The following is a 16,454-nucleotide window of genomic DNA, read 5'->3' on the forward strand; positions in this document are numbered from 1 at the left end:
AGCAACCGGATCCGCTTCTTCGCCTCGCGCAGTTGCTCATGCTCGGCCTGTGTGACACCGGGGCGGGTGCCGTCCTCGATCGCAGCGGCGGACATCCAGTTCGTCAGGCAGGACTCGCTGATCCCGAAATCCACCGCGATCGACCTCAACGTCACACCAGGCTCACGGTTGCGAGCCACGCGCACGACGTCCTCGCGGAACTCCTTGGGGTGGGGCTTGGGCATGAAGCACATCCTCTCCCGTGGCACCAGACGGCACCACAGATCGGCTGTCACCTACCCCTGCAGCAGTCCCTCACCAGCGAAGACCAGGCCCGGCTCGACGCCGCTCGCTACGCCCAGGACCTCACCTTCGGCACCGCCGAGCACACCAACACCTACAACGCGCTGCGCCAGTCACAGGAGGGCCTGCACGGGTTCGCCAAGGACGACGCCTACGAAGCACTCGGCACCCCCGGCAAGCGCCGCATCAAGGGCCGCGCCGCCCAGTCCGTGTTCGCCGCCTTCCTGCTCGCCGCCGCCGGTATCCGCAAGGTCCGCGTCTTCCTCCGCAACGCACTGCGAGACAGCAACGGCGACCTCTACGTGCCCCGCCGCGCACGCAAGGGCGAACACGCCACCAGCCACCTTCCGCCCGGCACCAAGGGCACACGCGGCGACCCCGACTACGACCAGTCGGACCCCGACACCGCCGACGAAGAAGCCGCTTGACCCGCACCGGTCACACTCACCCGCAGGACCCGCCCGAACTGGCCTACCCAGATTCGGGCGGGTCCTCGCCATTTCCGGCGACGCGTACCGGCTGTCTAGCCACCCCCGGCCGCGCAGTCAGCGAACAGCCACCCAGAACACAACAACGCCGCCCCCTCACCCGGTTTCCCGGTGCTGGGGCGGCGTTGCTGCGACTTTCGTCTTCTTGGCTACAGATTTTGGTCTGTAGCCCGTTGGCGGTGGCGGTGGGATTTGAACCCACGGAGGGCGTAAACCCTCATACGCTTTCGAGGCGTACTCCTTCGGCCGCTCGGACACGCCACCGCCGGAGACTTTACACGGAGCGGCGCCGCGCGAAGAAATCGGAAAGTACGCGTGAACACTCCTGCTCGCGCACGCCGCCCACCACCTCGACCTGGTGCAGGACACGGGGGTCGCGCAGCAGGTCCCACACCGATCCGACCGCCCCGGCCTTGGCGTCCCAGGCCCCCATGACCACCCGCGAGACCCGGCTCGCCGCGATCGCACCGGCGCACATGACGCAGGGCTCGAGCGTCACCACGAGGGTGCAGCCGTCCAGGCGCCAGGAGCCCCGCGTGGCGGCGGCTTCGCGCAACGCCTCCACCTCCGCGTGGGCGGTCGGGTCGTGCCGTCGCTCGCGCTCGTTGCGGCCGCGACCGACCAGGGCGCCGCTCTCGTCATACAGGCAGGCCCCGACGGGCACGTCCTCGCCGCAACCGGCCGCGAGCTCGAGCGCCTCGCCCATCCACCCGGCCCAGCGCGGGTCGACCGCGAAGCCGTCGTCCGGCTCGCTGCGGGCCGCCGGTGGGGCGCTGGGGTCGGTCACGGGATAAGTTTCCCCCATGCAGGTTCACGTGGCCGACCACCCGCTCATCAACCACAAGCTCACCTACCTGCGCGACCGGCGCACGGACAGCCCGACCTTCCGGCGGCTGGCCGAGGAGCTCGTGACGCTGCTGGCCTACGAGGCGACGCGCGAGGTCCGCACCGAGCCGATCGACCTCGAGACGCCCGTCGGGCCCACGACCGGCATCAAGCTCGCCAACCCCAAGCCGGTCATCGTCCCCATCCTGCGCGCCGGGCTCGGCATGCTCGAGGGCATGGTGCGGCTGCTGCCGAGCGCCGAGGTCGGCTTCCTCGGCATGGTGCGCGACGAGGAGACGCTCGAGGTCAGCGCCTACGCCAACCGCCTGCCCGACTCCCTGCACGGCCGCCAGGTCTACGTCATCGACCCGATGCTCGCGACCGGCCACACGCTGATCATGGCCTTCGAGTTCCTGCGCGACCTCGGCGCCGACGACATCACCGCCGTCTGCCTGATCGCCGCGCCCGAGGGCATCGAGACGGTCCGCGAGGCGGTCAAGGACATCGGCATCCCGGTCACCCTCGTCGTCGGCGCGATCGACGACCACCTCAACGAGCAGGGCTACATCGTCCCCGGGCTCGGCGACGCAGGCGACCGCCTCTACGGCGTGGTCTGACCCAGCCGTATGCCGGCGGCCCCGGCCCACGGCGCCGCCGTGATCGCGCCGTGGCCGCCCCGTTATCCAACCTCAACCGCGCGTCGCGGCGAGCCGCCCTGCCCCGCACGGGTGCCCGCTGCTTCACTGGACGCTGATCCGTGCCCCCGCGCCACCCCTCAGCAAGGAGCCACGCACCGTGAACCCCAAGGTCAAGAAGATCTTTCTGTGGCTGCTCGTCGCCTTCCTGATCTACGCGATCATCGTCTCCCCCGACCGTGCCGCCGACATCGTGCGCACCGTGTGGGACATCCTCGTTCAGGCCGTCCAGTCGCTCGGCCGCTTCTTCGACGTGCTGATCAACAGCTGACCCCAGGGCCTGACGATGGACGCGTCCGAGGAGCCGCACCTGCCGCCGTCGGTGCGCAGGCGCTACGTCCTCGACGGTGAGCAGCTGGTCGTGGCCATCCACCAGCACCCCGTCGTGGTGGCCGAGCCCGTCCTGACCGCCATCGCCATCCTGGTGCTCGTGATCCTGGTCGACGCCAACGTGTCGGCCGGGCTCGGGGGCGTCGTCAACGTCCTGTGGTGGGTGTGGTTCGCCGCCGTGGCACGCGCCGTGTGGATGGTCTTCGAGTGGCGTCAGCAGTGGGTGGTGGCGACCAACAAGCGCCTGATGCTGACCTACGGCTTCATCGTGCGCAAGGTCGCGATGATGCCCCTCACCAAGGTCACCGACATGTCCTACCACCGCACGATCATGGGGCGGATCTTCGGCTGGGGGACCTTCGTCATGGAGTCGGCCGGTCAGCAGCAGGCGCTGTCGGAGATCCGGTTCGTGCCCAACCCCGACCACAACTACCGCGCGCTGTGCGCCGAGATCTTCGCCGTCGAGGACCGCGAGCGCGTGACCGCGGTCGACGACGACGTCGACGAGGCCCACGCCTGGCCCGACGAGCACGACGACGACCCCTATCGCGGGGTCGTCCAGGTCGAGCCCGGGCCGATGCGGATGCAGCGCGTGGCGCCTCCGACCCGCCGCGACCGCGACCGGTGGGACGAGGACTGGCAGCAGGACCGCGACGCCGAGCGTGACCGGGCCCGTGCTGCGGGGCGTGACGCCGAACGCGGTCGTGAGGGCGGGCGTGGCGCTGGTGGCCGCACTGCTGGTGTCAGGGCGCCCCGCGACGGTCACGACACCGCCGATCTGCCCATCGTCGACGCCCGCGTCTCGCAGGACGCCGAGGCCCGTGAGCTGCTGAGCAGCTGGGAGCGGTTCGCCAAGCGCTACGACAACGAGCCGGAGCGCGGCCCCGACAGCGGTACCAGCATCTACCGCAGCGGCGACGACACCCTCTCCTGACCCACACCACCTCGTCCTGCCCTCATCGGTGCAGGTCCGGTGTCAGATCTGACCAGCAACCTGCACCGGTCCCGCAGGAGGACACTCGGGGCACCGCCCAAGCGCACCCTGGCCGCCGCGAGCACGGTGCACGGCCATCACGCGTCGAGCGGTCGCGCACGCCTGGTCGAACACCATCGGATAGGTGATCCGGATCGTCGTCCACCCCTCGACGAGATGGGCGGCGTCCAGCTCGGCATCCCTCAGGCGCTGGGCCCCTGAGTGGAAGGCCGTGCCGTCGAGCTCGAGCAGCACTCGCGAGTCCGGATAGGCACCGTCGCTGCGGTGCCCGGTCGCAGGCACGACGACCTGACGAACTGACGCGGGCAGACGGTGGGCTCGCTCCACCCGTCGCAGATATCCGACCTCGAGGTAGCTTGTCGACCCAGACGCCACGTCCGCCAGGAGCCCCTGCAGGAGCGCGCGTCGAGGGTGCCGGGTCCGCGCGGCGAGACGATCGGCGAGGCGGCAAGGATGCGTCAGGCGCCGTTGGCAGGCCGTGGCCACGAGACCGATCGCTCTGTCCCGGGGTGCTGTGGCCGCGAGGTCGAGCACCACGTCCTCGATCCTCAGCGTGGGCAGGTCACGCGGGAGTGGGGTCGCGTGCACCCCGGGTCGCACCCGCACGAACCGATAGCCGGGCTGTGGAGCCGGCCGCCGCCGTCGAGGCAGGACGATGTCGATGACGGCGGGTGGGTCGTCCACCAGCCCCAGCAGACAGGCCGCCGCCATGCCCCCGACCACCGCGCCACCACCGGCGAGCACCACGCCGGCCTGGGCCCGCTGGGCGAACGAGATGCTGTCCTCCGGCGCCTCGGGCCTGAGGTCCAGGCAGTAGACCCCCGGGAGGAGACGTCGCCAGGCTCGCGTCATGCGTGCCACGACCGTGGGGGTCAGGCCCGCCGCCAGGAGCTCACGTCGGGAGACGACACCGGAACGGTCCGCAGCGCGCGCGAGGATCTCGGCGGGGACGTCGCATCTCGGGGGCATGGCAGCAGGATGCGGGTCCGCCGTGGCCGAGCCGGTTCCATGGCGTGAGCCTGTGGACGGGGACGCGGAATGCCGAGCCCGCTCCACGAACCTGTGGACGACGGCAGGCGCGCGCTCACGAGACCGGTGCAGGTCTGGTGTCAGATCTGACCAGGAAGCTGCACCGATCTCGCTGGGCGTGAGGTCAGAGGGCCTTCAGGATGTCGTCGACGCGCTCCTTGGCGTCGCCGAACAGCATGCGGGTGTTGTCCTTGAAGAACAGGGGGTTCTGGACGCCGGCATAGCCCGTCGACATGGATCGCTTGAACACGATCACGTCGTGCGCGTGCCACACCTCGAGCACCGGCATCCCGGCGATGGGGCTGGACGGGTCGTCGAGGGCGGCGGGGTTGACCGTGTCGTTGGCGCCGATCACGAGCACCACGTCGGTGGTCGCCAGGTCCTCGTTGATCTCGTCCATCTCGAGCACGATGTCGTAGGGGACCTTGGCCTCGGCGAGCAGGACGTTCATGTGCCCGGGGAGGCGTCCGGCGACCGGGTGGATGCCGAACCGCACCTGCACCCCGCGCTCGCGCAGCCGCGCGGCGAGGTCGGCGACGCCGTACTGCGCCTGCGCGACCGCCATGCCGTAGCCGGGCGTGATCACGACCGAGCGGGCCTCGACCAGCAGCGAGGCCACCTCGTCGGCGCTCGTCTCGCGGTGGTCGCCGTAGTCGCGCTCCTCCCCCGTCACCGCGCCGTCCGAGCCGAAGCCACCGGCGATGACCGACACGAACGACCGGTTCATGGCGCGGCACATGATGTAGGACAGGTAGGCACCGGACGAGCCGACGAGCGCACCGGTGATGATCAGCAGGTCATTGCTGAGCATGAATCCCGCTGCAGCAGCGGCCCATCCGCTGTAGCTGTTGAGCATCGACACGACCACCGGCATGTCGCCACCACCGATCGAGGCGACCAGGTGCCACCCCAGCGCGAGCGCGATCACCGTCATCAGCACGAGCGGGACGGCGTGGCCGGTCGGCACGAACCACACCATCAGCCCGAGCGACACCACGAGCGCGGCGAGGTTGACGAGGTTGTGGTGCGGCAGCATCAACGGTGCGGACTTCATCTTGGCCGACAGCTTGAGGAAGGCCACGATCGAGCCGGTGAGCGTCACCGCACCGATGAAGATCCCGAGGAAGACCTCGCCGTTGTGGATGCGCTCGAGGGCGTCGAGGTGCCCCGGACGCCCCGACGTCGGGATCCACGAGTTGAAGCCGACGAGCACGGCCGCCAGCCCCACGAAGCTGTGCAGCAGCGCGATGAGCTCGGGCATGCCGGTCATCTCGACCCGCTGCGCGCGGTGCACGCCGATGGCGCCACCGATCAGCATGGCGACGAGCAGCATGAGCAGCGCGTCGAGCCCGTTGAGCGTGATGACGAGGCCGATCGTGGCGACGAGGGCGAGCGCCATACCGAGGATGCCGAAGGCGTTGCCGCGGCGGGCCGACTCGTGCTTGGACAGGCCCGCGAGGGCGAGGATGAACAGCAGGCCGGCGACGATCTGCGCGGCGTAGGACAGGGCGGCGGTCATCGGCGGGTCAGCCCTTCCGGAACATGGCGAGCATGCGCTGGGTCACCGTGAAGCCGCCGAAGATGTTGATGCTGGCGACGAGGACGGCGGCGAACGCGAGGACGTCGACGGCGAGATGACCGCGCCCGAGCTGGGCGAGCGCGCCGACGATGATGATGCCGCTGATGGCGTTGGTGACCGACATCAGCGGGGTGTGCAGGGCGTGGTGGACGTTGCCGATGACGTAGTAGCCGACCACGCACGCCAGCATGAACACCATGAAGTGGCCGAGGAACGCGGGCGGCGAGAACGCGGCCAGCAGCAGGAAGGCCACGACCCCGAGCGGGAGCAGCAGACCCCGGCCGTATGCCGACCGCCCGCCGCGATGGCCCGTCACCGGCTCGGCGTCGGTCACCCCGGACCCGGCCCCGGCGACCGTCGCGCCTCCAGCGGCAGCGGCGGGTGGGGGCGCCGCCGAGACCTGGATCGGTGGTGGGGGCCAGAGCGTCTCGCCCTGGAGCACGACGGTCATGCCGCGCTGCACGACGTCCTCCATGTCGAGGACGACCTGCCCGTCCTTGCCGGGGGTGATGAGCTTGGTGAGGTTGACGAGGTTGGTGGAGTAGAGCTGCGAGGCCTGGCCCGGCAGGCGGGCGGGCAGGTCGGTGTATCCGAGGATGACGACACCGTTGTCGGTGACGACGCGCTGGTCGGGGAGGCTGCCCTCGACGTTGCCGCCGGTGGCGGCGGCCATGTCGACGATGACGGAGCCGGGGCGCATGGCGGCGACCATCGAGGCGGTGATCAGCCTCGGCGCGGGCCGGCCCGGGATGAGGGCGGTGGTGATGACGATGTCGCTGCGGGGGACGTTCTCGGCATACATCCGAGCGGCGGCCTCGTCGTAGGCCGAGGTCGTGCCGTGCGCGTAGCCGTCGGTGGAGACCTGCTGCTCGACGTCGACGGCGAGGAACTGCGCGCCCATCGACTCGACCTGCTCGGCGACCTCGGGGCGGGCGTCGGTGGCCTTGACCACGGCGCCGAGCGCGTTGGCCGTGCCGATGGCGGCGAGGCCGGCGACCCCGGCACCGGCGACCATGACGGTGGCCGGCGGGACCTTGCCGGCCGCCGTGACCTGCCCGGTGAAGAACCGGCCGAACTCGTGGGCGGCCTCCACCACCGCGCGATAGCCCGCGATGTTGGCCATCGAGCTCAGCACGTCCAGCGACTGCGCCCGCGAGATGCGCGGCACGGCGTCGGTGGCGAGGACCGTCAGGCGGTGGGCCGCGAGGCGTTCGACCAGCTCGGGCCGCAGCGCCGGCTGCACCAGGCTGACGAGGGTCGCGCCCTCCCGCAGCTGCTGGATCTCGTCGTCGCTCGGCGGGTTGACCTTGTAGACCATGTCGGCGGCCCAGGCCGTCTCGCGGTCGACGACAATGGCGCCGGCCTCGGCATACGCCTCGTCGTGCAGGCTGGCCGCGGCCCCGGCACCGGACTCGACGACGACGTCGTAGCCGAGCGTGACGAGCTGCACGACGCTGGTGGGCGTGGCGGCGACGCGGGTCTCGCCGGGGAGCGTCTCGAGAGGGACACCGATCTGCATGGGTGGAGCCTTCCGACGTGGGTGGCATCACTGTATGGCCATGCCGGTTCCCCGCTGCCACCGACCCCCGGTCGCGACCGCCACAGCCGGCGCGAGCGTCGCGGTGAGCAACTGTTCACCACCCTGGGTGCAGAACTGTGCCGAGTGGTGAAACGTCTCTGGGTCGAGCCCTCCCCTCGTTGATACCGTCGACGACGGAGGCCCCCCGCGTGAGATCAGGGGGCTCGTGGCACTTCGGGGGCGTCACGAGCGATTGCGGGGGGCCTCCTCAGGCGCCCGGCACCGACAGCGGGTCGAAGCCGTAGGGCAGCTCGAGGCGGTGGGCCCGCATGAGGCTGTCGTCGGCGAGCAGGTCTCGGGTGCGGCCGTCCGCCACGATGCGGCCCTCGTCGAGCAGCACCGACCGGGAGCACAGCTGCAGGGCATAGGGCAGGTCGTGGGTGACCATAAGGATCGCCACGTCCAGGGACGTGAGGATGTCCGCGAGCTCGCGGCGGCTCGCGGGGTCCAGGTTGGACGACGGCTCGTCCAGCACGAGCACGTCCGGCTCCATGGCGAGGACGGTCGCGACGGCCACGCGACGGCGCTGCCCGAAGGACAGGTGGTGGGGCGGGCGGTCGATGACGTCCCCCATCCCGACCAGGTCCAGGGACCGCCGGACCCGCTCGTCGAGGGCGGCTCCGCGCAGGCCGAGGTTGTGCGGACCGAAGGCCACGTCGTCGCCGACCGTGGGCATGAACAGCTGGTCGTCGGGGTCCTGGAAGACGATGCCGACCCGTCGCCGCACGTCGCCGAGGGTGTCGCGGCGCAGCGGGATCCCGGCCACGGCGACGCTGCCCGTGCCCGTGCCGCCGCTGACGGAGCCGAGGATGCCGTTGAGGTGCAGCAGGAGCGTGGTCTTGCCGGCGCCGTTGGGGCCGAGGACGGCGACCCGCTCGCCCGCCGCGACCTGCAGATCCACGCCGTAGAGCACCTGGCGACCGTCCGGGTAGGCGAACGCCAGCCGCTGGACGTCGAGCGCCGGTGGCGCAGCAGGTGCCGGGTATGGCGCGGGCGCCGGGGGTGGGGTCACGGGAGCAGGTGCCATCCGGCCAAGAGTACGGCGGCGGCGAGCGGCAGGGACGCGCCCGTCAGCCACTCGGCCGGCGACGCGGGTCGAGACGACGAGGCCGCGGGCAGCCGCCCGGTGTAGCCCCGCGCGAGCATCGCCTGGTGCACGCGCTCCCCCCGCTCGTAGGACCGCACGAACAACGCCCCCGCCCCGCCCGCGACCGCGGCGAGGTGCCCCGCCCGGCCACCGGAGTAGCCCCTGGACTCCCGCGCCACCCGCATGCGGTGCAGGTCGGCGGTGATGACGCCGAGGTAACGGACCATGAAGGTCAGGATGGCGACGAACGCCGCCGGCAGCCGCAGCCGCTCCAGACCCGCGACCAGCTCGCGGGGAGCCGTGCTCGACGCGAGGACCACGGCCGCGAGCACGCCCAGCGTGGCCTTGGCGAGCATCGTGCCCGCCGCCACGAGGCCCGGCTGCGACACCGACAGCCCCAGCACCTCGACGCGGGGGCCGGTCGCCACGAACGGCGTCACGACCGCGAACACCACGAACGGCGCCTCGACCGCGAGCCGCCGCAGCACGTGCGCCCACGGCAGCCGGGCCACCAGCACCACCGCGACGAGCAGCAGCGCGTCGAGCCCCAGCAGGCCCCAGGCGCCGGTGGGCGCGGCGACCACGACGATCATGAAGGCCAGCAGGCAGACCAGCTTGACCTGCGGCGGGAGGTGGTGTACGACGCTGTCGCGAGGTATGACGAGCCCCTCCTCGGGGGCCCCGCCACCATGCTCGTGACCGTGCAGCGGCGGCGCCGGAGCGAGGTCAGCCATCGCGGCGGGTGGCGCCCACACCGACCGGGCTGCGGTCGTCGTCGCCCTCCTCGGGGGCTCCGCCACGATGCGCCAGGGACGACAGCAGGATCCCGAGGGCGAGGGTCAGGAGCACGCCGATGACGCCGGCGGCCATCGTGGCACCCGCGCCCCCTCCGAGCCAGGCGAGGGAGTAGTCGGCCAGCGGGGAGGAGGCCGTGGCGGACTCGACCGCGGTGGAGCCGAAGCCGAGGCGCTCGCCGACGTACTCCAGACCGTCGGGGTGGTTGCTGGCGAGCAGGCTCAGCCCGCCGCCGACCAGCAGGGACGTGGCGAGCAGCCCCCCGGCGAACCGCGGGGTGACGCGCGCCCGGCGGCGACCCGCGGGTGCATCCGCCCGCACCGTCGTGCGACGGCCGTCCGCGTCCACCAGCTCCAGGTCCGGCACGAGGTGGCGGGCGACGTGCACCAGGTCGGGGCGCGACGCCACGACGGCCGACACGACGGCCGCGGTGATGACGGCCTCGCCGATGCCGATGACGAGGTGCCACCCGATCATGGCGGCGGCGAGGGACCCGAGCGGGATGGGGGCCGCCCCGCCCACGGCATACATCGCGGTGAAGGCGAGCGCCGCGGCCGGCACGGAGACCAGACCACCGAGGGCCGCGGCCGGCACGACCGACGCGGGCCGGCGGGGCAGCACCGCGAGGACCCCCCGGGCGACGAGGTAGCCGACCAGCACCCCGACGATCCCCATGTCGGTGATGTTGGCGCCGAGGGCCGTCAGGCCACCGTCGGCAAAGACGAGGCCCTGCACGAGCAGCACCGTCGTCATGACGAGCACGCCCGTCCATGGGCCGACGAGGACCGCGGCGAGCGCTCCGCCGAGGAGGTGACCGCTCGTGCCCGCCCCGACCGGGAAGTTGACCATCTGCACGGCGAAGATGAAGCACGCGACGAGGCCCGCCAGCACGGGCCCGGTCTCGCCGAGCTCGCGCCGGGCCTGGCGCAGGGCCAGCGCCGTGGCGCCCACCGCCAGCAGGCCGGTGCCGATGGAGGTGGGGGCGTCCAGGAACCCGTCGGGGATGTGCATGCCGTCATCATTTCCCTGTTGCGAAGGCATTGCAATACGGGCTCGACCTGCGGCGCTGACGTACTTCCCAGTATGCGGACAGGACGCGGCACGATCCGGTCACGGTCCACCCTGGTTCCCTTCCCAGCGGCCTTCGTGCGGGTGCACGCTATGGCGCGCAATGTTATTCACGGCCCACCAGACGTGCCACGCCCACACCTACGAGGAGTTGACCGGATGAGCCTGTTCCGCACGAAGTCGATCGAGGCGTCCATCGCCGAGACCGTCGAGGAGGAGTACCAGCTCAAGAAGAACCTGACGGCGGTCGACCTCACGGTCTTCGGCATCGGCGTCATCATCGGAGCCGGCATCTTCACCCTCACCGGACGCGCCGCCGCGCAGTACGCCGGCCCCGCCATCGTCATCTCCTTCGTGATCGCGGCCTTCTCCTGCGGGCTCGCCGCCCTCTGCTACGCCGAGTTCGCCTCGACCGTCCCCGTGTCCGGGTCGGCCTACACCTTCTCCTACGCGACGCTCGGTGAGCTCGTCGCCTGGATCATCGGCTGGGACCTGCTCCTGGAGATGATGCTGGGCGCCGCCGTCGTCGCCCAGGGCTGGTCGCAGTACTTCGTCGTGCTCCTCGGCCACCTCGGCCTCACGTTCCCCGCCTCCGTGGCCCCCGGCTCGCGCTTCGACCTGCCGGCCTTCCTCCTCGTCGCCGTCATCACGGCCCTGATCGCCTACGGCATCAAGGAGTCGATGCGGGTCAACCTCGTCTTCGTCGCGATCAAGCTGTTCATCGTGCTGTTCGTGATCATCGCCGGCATCCGCTTCATCAAGCCGGAGAACTACTCGCCGTTCATCCCGGAGGCGATCGCCCCGCAGGCCGCCGAGGCCGGCGTCATGCACCAGCCCCTCGTGCAGCTGATCTTCGGCCTCAACCCGACGACCTACGGCTGGGGTGGCATCCTCGCCGGCGCCTCGCTCGTGTTCTTCGCCTACATCGGCTTCGACGTGGTCGCGACGACGGCCGAGGAGGCCCGCAACCCGCAGAAGGACCTGCCGATCGGCATCATCGCCTCGCTGATCATCTGCACGATCCTCTACGTCGCCGTCTCGCTCGTGATCACCGGCATGGTGCGCTACGACCAGATCAACCCCAAGGCCGCGCTGGCCTCGGCGTTCGAGAGCGTCGGTCAGGGGTGGGCGTCGACGCTCATCTCCGCCGGCGCCGTCGCCGGTCTGTTCACCGTCGTCATGACGCTGATGATCGGTGGCACGCGCGTGGTCTTCGCGATGTCCCGCGACTGGCTGCTCCCCCGCTGGCTGGGCCGCACCAACCACCGCACCGGCACCCCGGTCCGCATCACCATCATCATCGGCCTGCTCGTCGCCCTCGTCGCCTCGCTGACCCCCATCGGCAAGCTCGAGGAGATGGTCAACATCGGCACCCTGTCGGCCTTCGTCCTCGTGTCGGTCGCCGTCCCGGTGCTGCGCAAGAGCCGCCCCGACCTGGAGCGCTCCTTCCAGGTGCCCGGATCGCCGATCCTGCCCTGGCTCGCCGCGCTGGTCTCCTTCTACCTGATGCTCAACCTGCCGCTTGACACCTGGCTGCGGTTCCTCGTGTGGATGGCGCTCGGCTTCCTGATCTACTTCGCGTACTCGCGGACCCACTCGCGCCTGCACCTCAAGGGCGAGGCCGCGACGCCCCACGAGCACATCGGCAACCCCGCCGCCGGGGGTCGCTACGACGCCAACGGGTCGACCCGGCAGGACGACTGACCCCGACCCGCGTCCCGCTTCCTGCGCGAGACGCGGACCACCTCTCACGCCGAGTGGTCACATCCCGACGGTCGGGATGTGACCACTCGGCGTCTGAGGCCCCTCAGCTGCCGGAGCTGCGGCCCAGGGCGGGGCCTTGACCGGGCACCAGACCCTGCTGGTCCTGCTGGTCGAGCTGGCCTTGCGACCGACCGGGTATGCCGGGCAGCTGCTGCACGCCACCTTGCTGCTGGAGCTGTTGGGGCTGCACCTGCTGGGCGGTCTGAGGCTGCTGCCCGGACGCGGCAGCCGCCCCACCCTGCGCGGCGACGATGCCGCCGACGGCGGCCGCGACGCCCACGCCGGTGCCGGCGAGGACCGCGGTGGCGGTGCGGATCGACTGCGAACCGCGAGACCTGGTGCTCATGAGAGGTTCTCCTGGGGGGTGCTGGTGACGGCGCTGGTGAGGGTGCCGGGGGCGGGGTTGTGGGTCGCGGGGTCGGCCTTGGCGCAGACGAGCCGGCCGTCAGGCGTCCGGGGCTCCGGGATCTCGACGAGCCTCGGCGCGGTCCGACGCACCGCCCTGGACGACGGCGCCCGGCCCACGAGCCGGTAGCCGAGGGCTCCCCCGACGGCCGCGCAGCAGACGATGGCGGTGAGCCGCAGCCACCAGGTGGCGGAGTCGGTGCCCCCGCCCACGGAGTGCAGCACCGCGACCGGCCACATCGCGTAGGCGAGCCAGTGCAGCCCCCGCCATACGGCGTAGGACAGGTGCTTGCGGACCAGGCTGCTCACGACGACCACGAGCAGCAGGTCGACGGCGAGCGTCCCGAGGCCCCACCACAGGGGGTTGGCCGCGTTGAGGAAGGGGACGAGCAGGTCCACGGCATTGAGCTGGGCCTCGGAGTCCAGCCACAGCGAGAGGACGTGCAGGACCAGGAATCCCGTGGCGGCCAGCGAGGCCCGCCGGTGGATCTCGGTGAGCGCGAACCTCGGCAGCTCGCGGTGCCGGAAGCCGCCGCTGGTCAGGATCCCCAGCACCATCGACACGGTGAGCAGCACGAGGGTGCTGACGCCGGTGCCGCGGCCGAGTGCCCAGAGTGCTTCGTTCATGACGCGACCGCCGCACCGGACGTGCGGGCCTGCTGCTCGGTCACACCCTCGGCGTCCGCGGGCCAGCCCCCGACGTAGGTCACGTCACCCTGCAGGTCGAGCAGCCGGGCCTGCACCTGGGCGCCGGCCAGCAGCCCGGGGGCGGTCGGGCCTGCGACCAGGGCGGCGGTCGACCAGGCGTTGGCGAGGACGCAGCTCGGGGCGGCGACGCTGGCCGAGGACCAGTGCGGCACGACAGGGAGCGACGTGGCGGGGTCGAGGATGTGGTTGAGCTCGCGGCCCTCGACCTGCCAGCGGCGTCGGCGCGTCGAGGAGGTGGCCATCGACCAGCCGGACGGCAGGCTGACCAGGGCGGCGGGGTCGTCGGGCAGGTCCTGCACGGACACCGTCCAGCCAGGGGCGGGAGCGGGTCCGGCCGTGGCGATATCACCACCGAGCGCCACCAGCACGCCGGTGCCGAGCTGCTCGGCGACGATGCGGGCGCACCGGTCCGCGGCCCAGGCCTTGGCGGTCGCGCCGAGGTCGAGCGTGACGTCGGCGGGGACGGTGACGGTGCCGGCCGCGCGGTCGATCCGCACCCGACGCCACCCGGGTGCCGGACGCTCGACGAGGCGGATCGTGCCGTGCGCGGTCGGGATCACCCGGCCGACGCCCTCCAGGTCGCGGCCGTAGCCCAGCCGCTCCAGCGCGGTGCCCACCGTCGGGTCGCAGGCGCCGTGCGTGACGACGGCCGCGGCGACGGCGGCCTCGGTCAGCGCGAGCATGGTCGGGCTCACCCGGACGGGTCGGCCGCCGGACCGGGCCAGCCGCGCGACCTCGGAGTCGTGGCGGAACCTGCTGGCTGCCAGCTCGACCCCCTGCAGCTCGTGGTCCACGAGGCGCTTGGCGGCGGGCAGCGCGCGCTCCTCGGACGTGACGAGGCGCATGGTGGTCGACCACAGGGCCCACTCGAGGGCGGGTCCGCGGGGGTGGGAGATCGTCTGCATGGCAGGGCCTTTCGAGGTCTGGTGGGTATGCCGTCAGCTGCCCGACGAGTGGGCCGCCGGTGCCCCCTGAGCCGCGGTCAGGCCCGAGGACGACGCGCCGTCCGTGCTGCTAGCGCTGTCAGCGGCGTCAGCGACGTCAGCGGCGTCAGCGACGTCAGCGGTGTCAGCGGTGGATGTCGAGCTGGAGGAGGAGATGGAGCCGGTCGTCTGGCCGGCCACCTGCGAGGAGGCCGCGACGGTCGAGGCGGGCGCGGACGAGTCGTCAGGGATCGTCGTCAGGCCGATGGCCGCTGCGGCGACGGCCACTCCCACGCCGGTCAGGGTCGCGGTGGCCTGGCGGATGCGGCGGGCACCGGTCCGCCGGACGGCGTTCACGACACCACCTGGCGGATGTCGTCGAGGCTCGTGACGGTCCCCGCGAACCGGCGGTTGGTCCCTCCGCCATACGACGCCGTCTCCGGGGCCTGCGTGGTGACCGCGACGGTGCGGTGGCCGGCCCGCGGGCCGGGCGCAGCCTGTGCTGCGGCCGCACCGCCGACGAGCATCATGGCGGCGAGGGCGGGCGCGGCGGCCAGCCTCGATCGACCGAGTGCGCTGAATCCCATGGCGTGCTCCTTGATCTCGTGGGTTCCGTGCTGCGTTGTCCTCACTTCATCGCGCGGCTCTGTGGCGGTCGTTGGTCGTCTCTGTGCCCTTCCTGTGAGGGCTTCGCGTGGGAGAGTGAGCCGTATGCCGAACCGTCCCCGCGTCTTCGCGACCGACTTCGACGGGACGCTGCTGCGCACCGACGGCACGCTGTCGCCGCGCACCGCGTCCGCCATCGCCGCCGCCGAGGCCGCGGGCTGCACGGTGATCGTGGTGACGGCCCGACCACCGCGGTGGATGAAGGCCTTTCGCGAGCAGGTGGGCGCGCACGGCGTGGTGCTCTGCAGCAACGGGGCATTCGTCTACGACGCTCACGTCGACGCCGTGGTGGCGGAGCAGACCATCCCCGCCGAAGTCACGCTGGACGTGGCGTCACGGCTGCGAGCTTCCTTGCCGGGCATCGGCTTCGGCGTCGAGGGGCGGTCCGGGCTCGGCATCGAGCCGGCGCTGCGGGACCTGCGGGCTCCGGACGGCACCGTGGTCGACGACGCCCGCCGGGTGGCCGTCCTGGAGGAGCTGCTCGAGGACGAGCTCCCGGGCAAGCTCATCGCCCGGCACCCCCGGCTCGGGCCCGAGGAGTTCGTCGAGCGGGCGACGGCGCTCGTGGGCGAGGACGTGCACCTGGCCTACTCCGGCGCTCCGGGACTGGCCGAGATGACCGCCCTCGGCGTCACGAAGGCCACTGCCCTGCAACGCTGGTGCGCCGACCACGACGTGTCGTCGGCCGAGGTCTGGACCTTCGGCGACATGCCCAACGACGTGCCGATGCTGAGCTGGGCCGGTCGCAGCTTTGCCGTCGCGGGGGCGCATCCCGCTGCGGTGGAGGCGGCGTCGGACGGGTGCGCGGCCAACGACGAGGACGGGGTCGCCCGCATCATCGAGGCCGCACTCACCCCCTGACCCCTGCTCCCAAGATCGTGAGTGTTTGCTCCAAGAATGTTGGACGAAACGTGGGGTTGACCCCGTTCGGCGGACACCGGCTTAAGCGGCTTCTGCCGCCGCGTTGAACCCGCGCTCGAAGGCTACCGGGCTGATGTTGCCGAGCGCGCTGTGGCGTCGACGGCGGTTGTACACGGTCTCGATCCATTCGGTGACGCTGCGGATCGCCGCGGCCCGGGTGGCGAATTCGTAGCGGTTGTAGTGCTCGGTCTTGAGCGTTGACCAGAAGCTCTCCTGCTGGGCGTTGTCCCAACAGACTCCCGTGCGCCCCACGGACAGACGCACCTTCAGGTCGCGGGCGGCACGGTCCAGCTGGTCCGAGGTGTACTGGCAGCCG

The 16,454-nt window shown here is 71.6% G+C and carries 20 protein-coding genes and 1 tRNA gene; 6 read left to right on the forward strand and 15 right to left on the reverse strand.

Annotated elements, in window-relative coordinates:
* A partial coding sequence (locus tag K313_RS23725; RefSeq protein WP_029212832.1) for a transposase occupies positions 1–224 on the reverse strand: 224 nt, incomplete at its 3' end.
* Here K313_RS23725 and K313_RS0118245 point away from each other — a divergent pair.
* Positions 210–710: a hypothetical protein gene (locus K313_RS0118245; protein WP_029212833.1), complete on the forward strand. Its 501-nt coding sequence runs from the start codon at positions 210–212 to the stop codon at positions 708–710. The genes K313_RS23725 and K313_RS0118245 overlap by 15 nt on opposite strands.
* 234 nt (positions 711–944) lie before the next feature.
* Here the strand turns inward: K313_RS0118245 and K313_RS0118250 are convergent.
* Positions 945–1,034, reverse strand: a tRNA-Ser gene (locus tag K313_RS0118250).
* A 10-nt stretch (positions 1,035–1,044) separates the two neighbouring features.
* Positions 1,045–1,557, reverse strand: coding sequence for a tRNA adenosine(34) deaminase TadA (tadA, locus tag K313_RS0118255; protein ID WP_029212834.1), 513 nt, complete (start codon positions 1,555–1,557; stop codon positions 1,045–1,047).
* A gap of 16 nt (positions 1,558–1,573) precedes the next feature.
* Between tadA and upp the strand changes: the two genes are divergently transcribed.
* From upp to K313_RS22725, 3 genes are all read left to right on the forward strand, one after another.
* Entirely contained in the window at positions 1,574–2,212 is a 639-nt protein-coding gene (gene upp, locus K313_RS0118260; RefSeq protein ID WP_029212835.1) for a uracil phosphoribosyltransferase, read from the forward strand.
* Between the two features lie 178 nt (positions 2,213–2,390).
* Positions 2,391–2,561, forward strand: coding sequence for a hypothetical protein (locus K313_RS24025; RefSeq protein ID WP_019285214.1), 171 nt, complete (start codon positions 2,391–2,393; stop codon positions 2,559–2,561).
* A 15-nt stretch (positions 2,562–2,576) separates the two neighbouring features.
* Positions 2,577–3,554 carry a PH domain-containing protein gene (locus K313_RS22725; RefSeq protein WP_029212836.1) on the forward strand — a complete coding sequence of 326 codons (978 nt, stop codon included), beginning with the start codon at positions 2,577–2,579 and terminating at the stop codon, positions 3,552–3,554.
* A gap of 42 nt (positions 3,555–3,596) precedes the next feature.
* Here the strand turns inward: K313_RS22725 and K313_RS22730 are convergent, their stop codons facing one another.
* From K313_RS22730 to K313_RS0118300, 6 genes are all read right to left on the reverse strand, one after another.
* A complete protein-coding gene (locus K313_RS22730) occupies positions 3,597–4,583 on the reverse strand; it encodes a type IV toxin-antitoxin system AbiEi family antitoxin domain-containing protein (protein ID WP_029212837.1) in 987 nt (328 codons plus the stop codon).
* Between the two features lie 184 nt (positions 4,584–4,767).
* Positions 4,768–6,162 carry a Re/Si-specific NAD(P)(+) transhydrogenase subunit beta gene (gene pntB, locus K313_RS0118280; protein ID WP_029212838.1) on the reverse strand — a complete coding sequence of 465 codons (1,395 nt, stop codon included), beginning with the start codon at positions 6,160–6,162 and terminating at the stop codon, positions 4,768–4,770.
* A 7-nt stretch (positions 6,163–6,169) separates the two neighbouring features.
* A complete protein-coding gene (locus K313_RS0118285) occupies positions 6,170–7,741 on the reverse strand; it encodes a Re/Si-specific NAD(P)(+) transhydrogenase subunit alpha (protein WP_029212839.1) in 1,572 nt (523 codons plus the stop codon).
* A gap of 268 nt (positions 7,742–8,009) precedes the next feature.
* Positions 8,010–8,828: an energy-coupling factor ABC transporter ATP-binding protein gene (locus tag K313_RS0118290; RefSeq protein ID WP_084413033.1), complete on the reverse strand. Its 819-nt coding sequence runs from the start codon at positions 8,826–8,828 to the stop codon at positions 8,010–8,012.
* Positions 8,810–9,622, reverse strand: coding sequence for a cobalt ECF transporter T component CbiQ (gene cbiQ / locus K313_RS0118295; protein WP_084413035.1), 813 nt, complete (start codon positions 9,620–9,622; stop codon positions 8,810–8,812). Before cbiQ ends, K313_RS0118290 begins: the two co-directional genes overlap by 19 nt.
* A complete protein-coding gene (locus K313_RS0118300) occupies positions 9,615–10,694 on the reverse strand; it encodes an energy-coupling factor ABC transporter permease (RefSeq protein ID WP_029212842.1) in 1,080 nt (359 codons plus the stop codon). The genes cbiQ and K313_RS0118300 overlap by 8 nt, the downstream gene beginning before the upstream one ends.
* A gap of 216 nt (positions 10,695–10,910) precedes the next feature.
* Between K313_RS0118300 and K313_RS0118305 the strand changes: the two genes are divergently transcribed.
* Positions 10,911–12,455 carry an amino acid permease gene (locus K313_RS0118305; protein ID WP_029212843.1) on the forward strand — a complete coding sequence of 515 codons (1,545 nt, stop codon included), beginning with the start codon at positions 10,911–10,913 and terminating at the stop codon, positions 12,453–12,455.
* 103 nt (positions 12,456–12,558) lie between these two features.
* On the opposite strand, the gene K313_RS0118310 is transcribed toward K313_RS0118305, so the two are convergent.
* The 5 genes from K313_RS0118310 to K313_RS0118330 are packed head-to-tail and all read right to left on the reverse strand — an operon-like array spanning position 12,559 to position 15,138.
* Positions 12,559–12,861, reverse strand: a complete 303-nt coding sequence (locus K313_RS0118310) for a hypothetical protein (protein ID WP_029212844.1) — start codon at positions 12,859–12,861, stop codon at positions 12,559–12,561.
* Complete coding sequence (locus K313_RS21730; RefSeq protein WP_029212845.1) at positions 12,858–13,547, reverse strand: ferric reductase-like transmembrane domain-containing protein; 690 nt, start codon at positions 13,545–13,547, stop codon at positions 12,858–12,860. Before K313_RS21730 ends, K313_RS0118310 begins: the two co-directional genes overlap by 4 nt.
* Positions 13,544–14,533 carry an FAD:protein FMN transferase gene (locus K313_RS0118320; protein WP_029212846.1) on the reverse strand — a complete coding sequence of 330 codons (990 nt, stop codon included), beginning with the start codon at positions 14,531–14,533 and terminating at the stop codon, positions 13,544–13,546. Before K313_RS0118320 ends, K313_RS21730 begins: the two co-directional genes overlap by 4 nt.
* A 33-nt stretch (positions 14,534–14,566) precedes the next feature.
* On the reverse strand, positions 14,567–14,908 hold the full coding sequence (locus K313_RS0118325) for a hypothetical protein (protein WP_029212847.1): 342 nt from the start codon (positions 14,906–14,908) through the stop codon (positions 14,567–14,569).
* A complete protein-coding gene (locus K313_RS0118330) occupies positions 14,905–15,138 on the reverse strand; it encodes a hypothetical protein (protein ID WP_029212848.1) in 234 nt (77 codons plus the stop codon). Before K313_RS0118330 ends, K313_RS0118325 begins: the two co-directional genes overlap by 4 nt.
* A 124-nt stretch (positions 15,139–15,262) precedes the next feature.
* Between K313_RS0118330 and K313_RS0118335 the strand changes: the two genes are divergently transcribed.
* On the forward strand, positions 15,263–16,078 hold the full coding sequence (locus K313_RS0118335; RefSeq protein ID WP_029212849.1) for an HAD family hydrolase: 816 nt from the start codon (positions 15,263–15,265) through the stop codon (positions 16,076–16,078).
* An 81-nt stretch (positions 16,079–16,159) separates the two neighbouring features.
* Here the strand turns inward: K313_RS0118335 and K313_RS0118340 are convergent.
* Positions 16,160–16,454 (reverse strand): integrase core domain-containing protein (locus K313_RS0118340; protein WP_029212850.1); only part of this gene is annotated, 295 nt, incomplete at its 5' end.

The sequence above is a fragment of the Arsenicicoccus bolidensis DSM 15745 genome (assembly GCF_000426385.1).
Taxonomy (GTDB): Bacteria; Actinomycetota; Actinomycetes; order Actinomycetales; family Dermatophilaceae; genus Arsenicicoccus; species Arsenicicoccus bolidensis.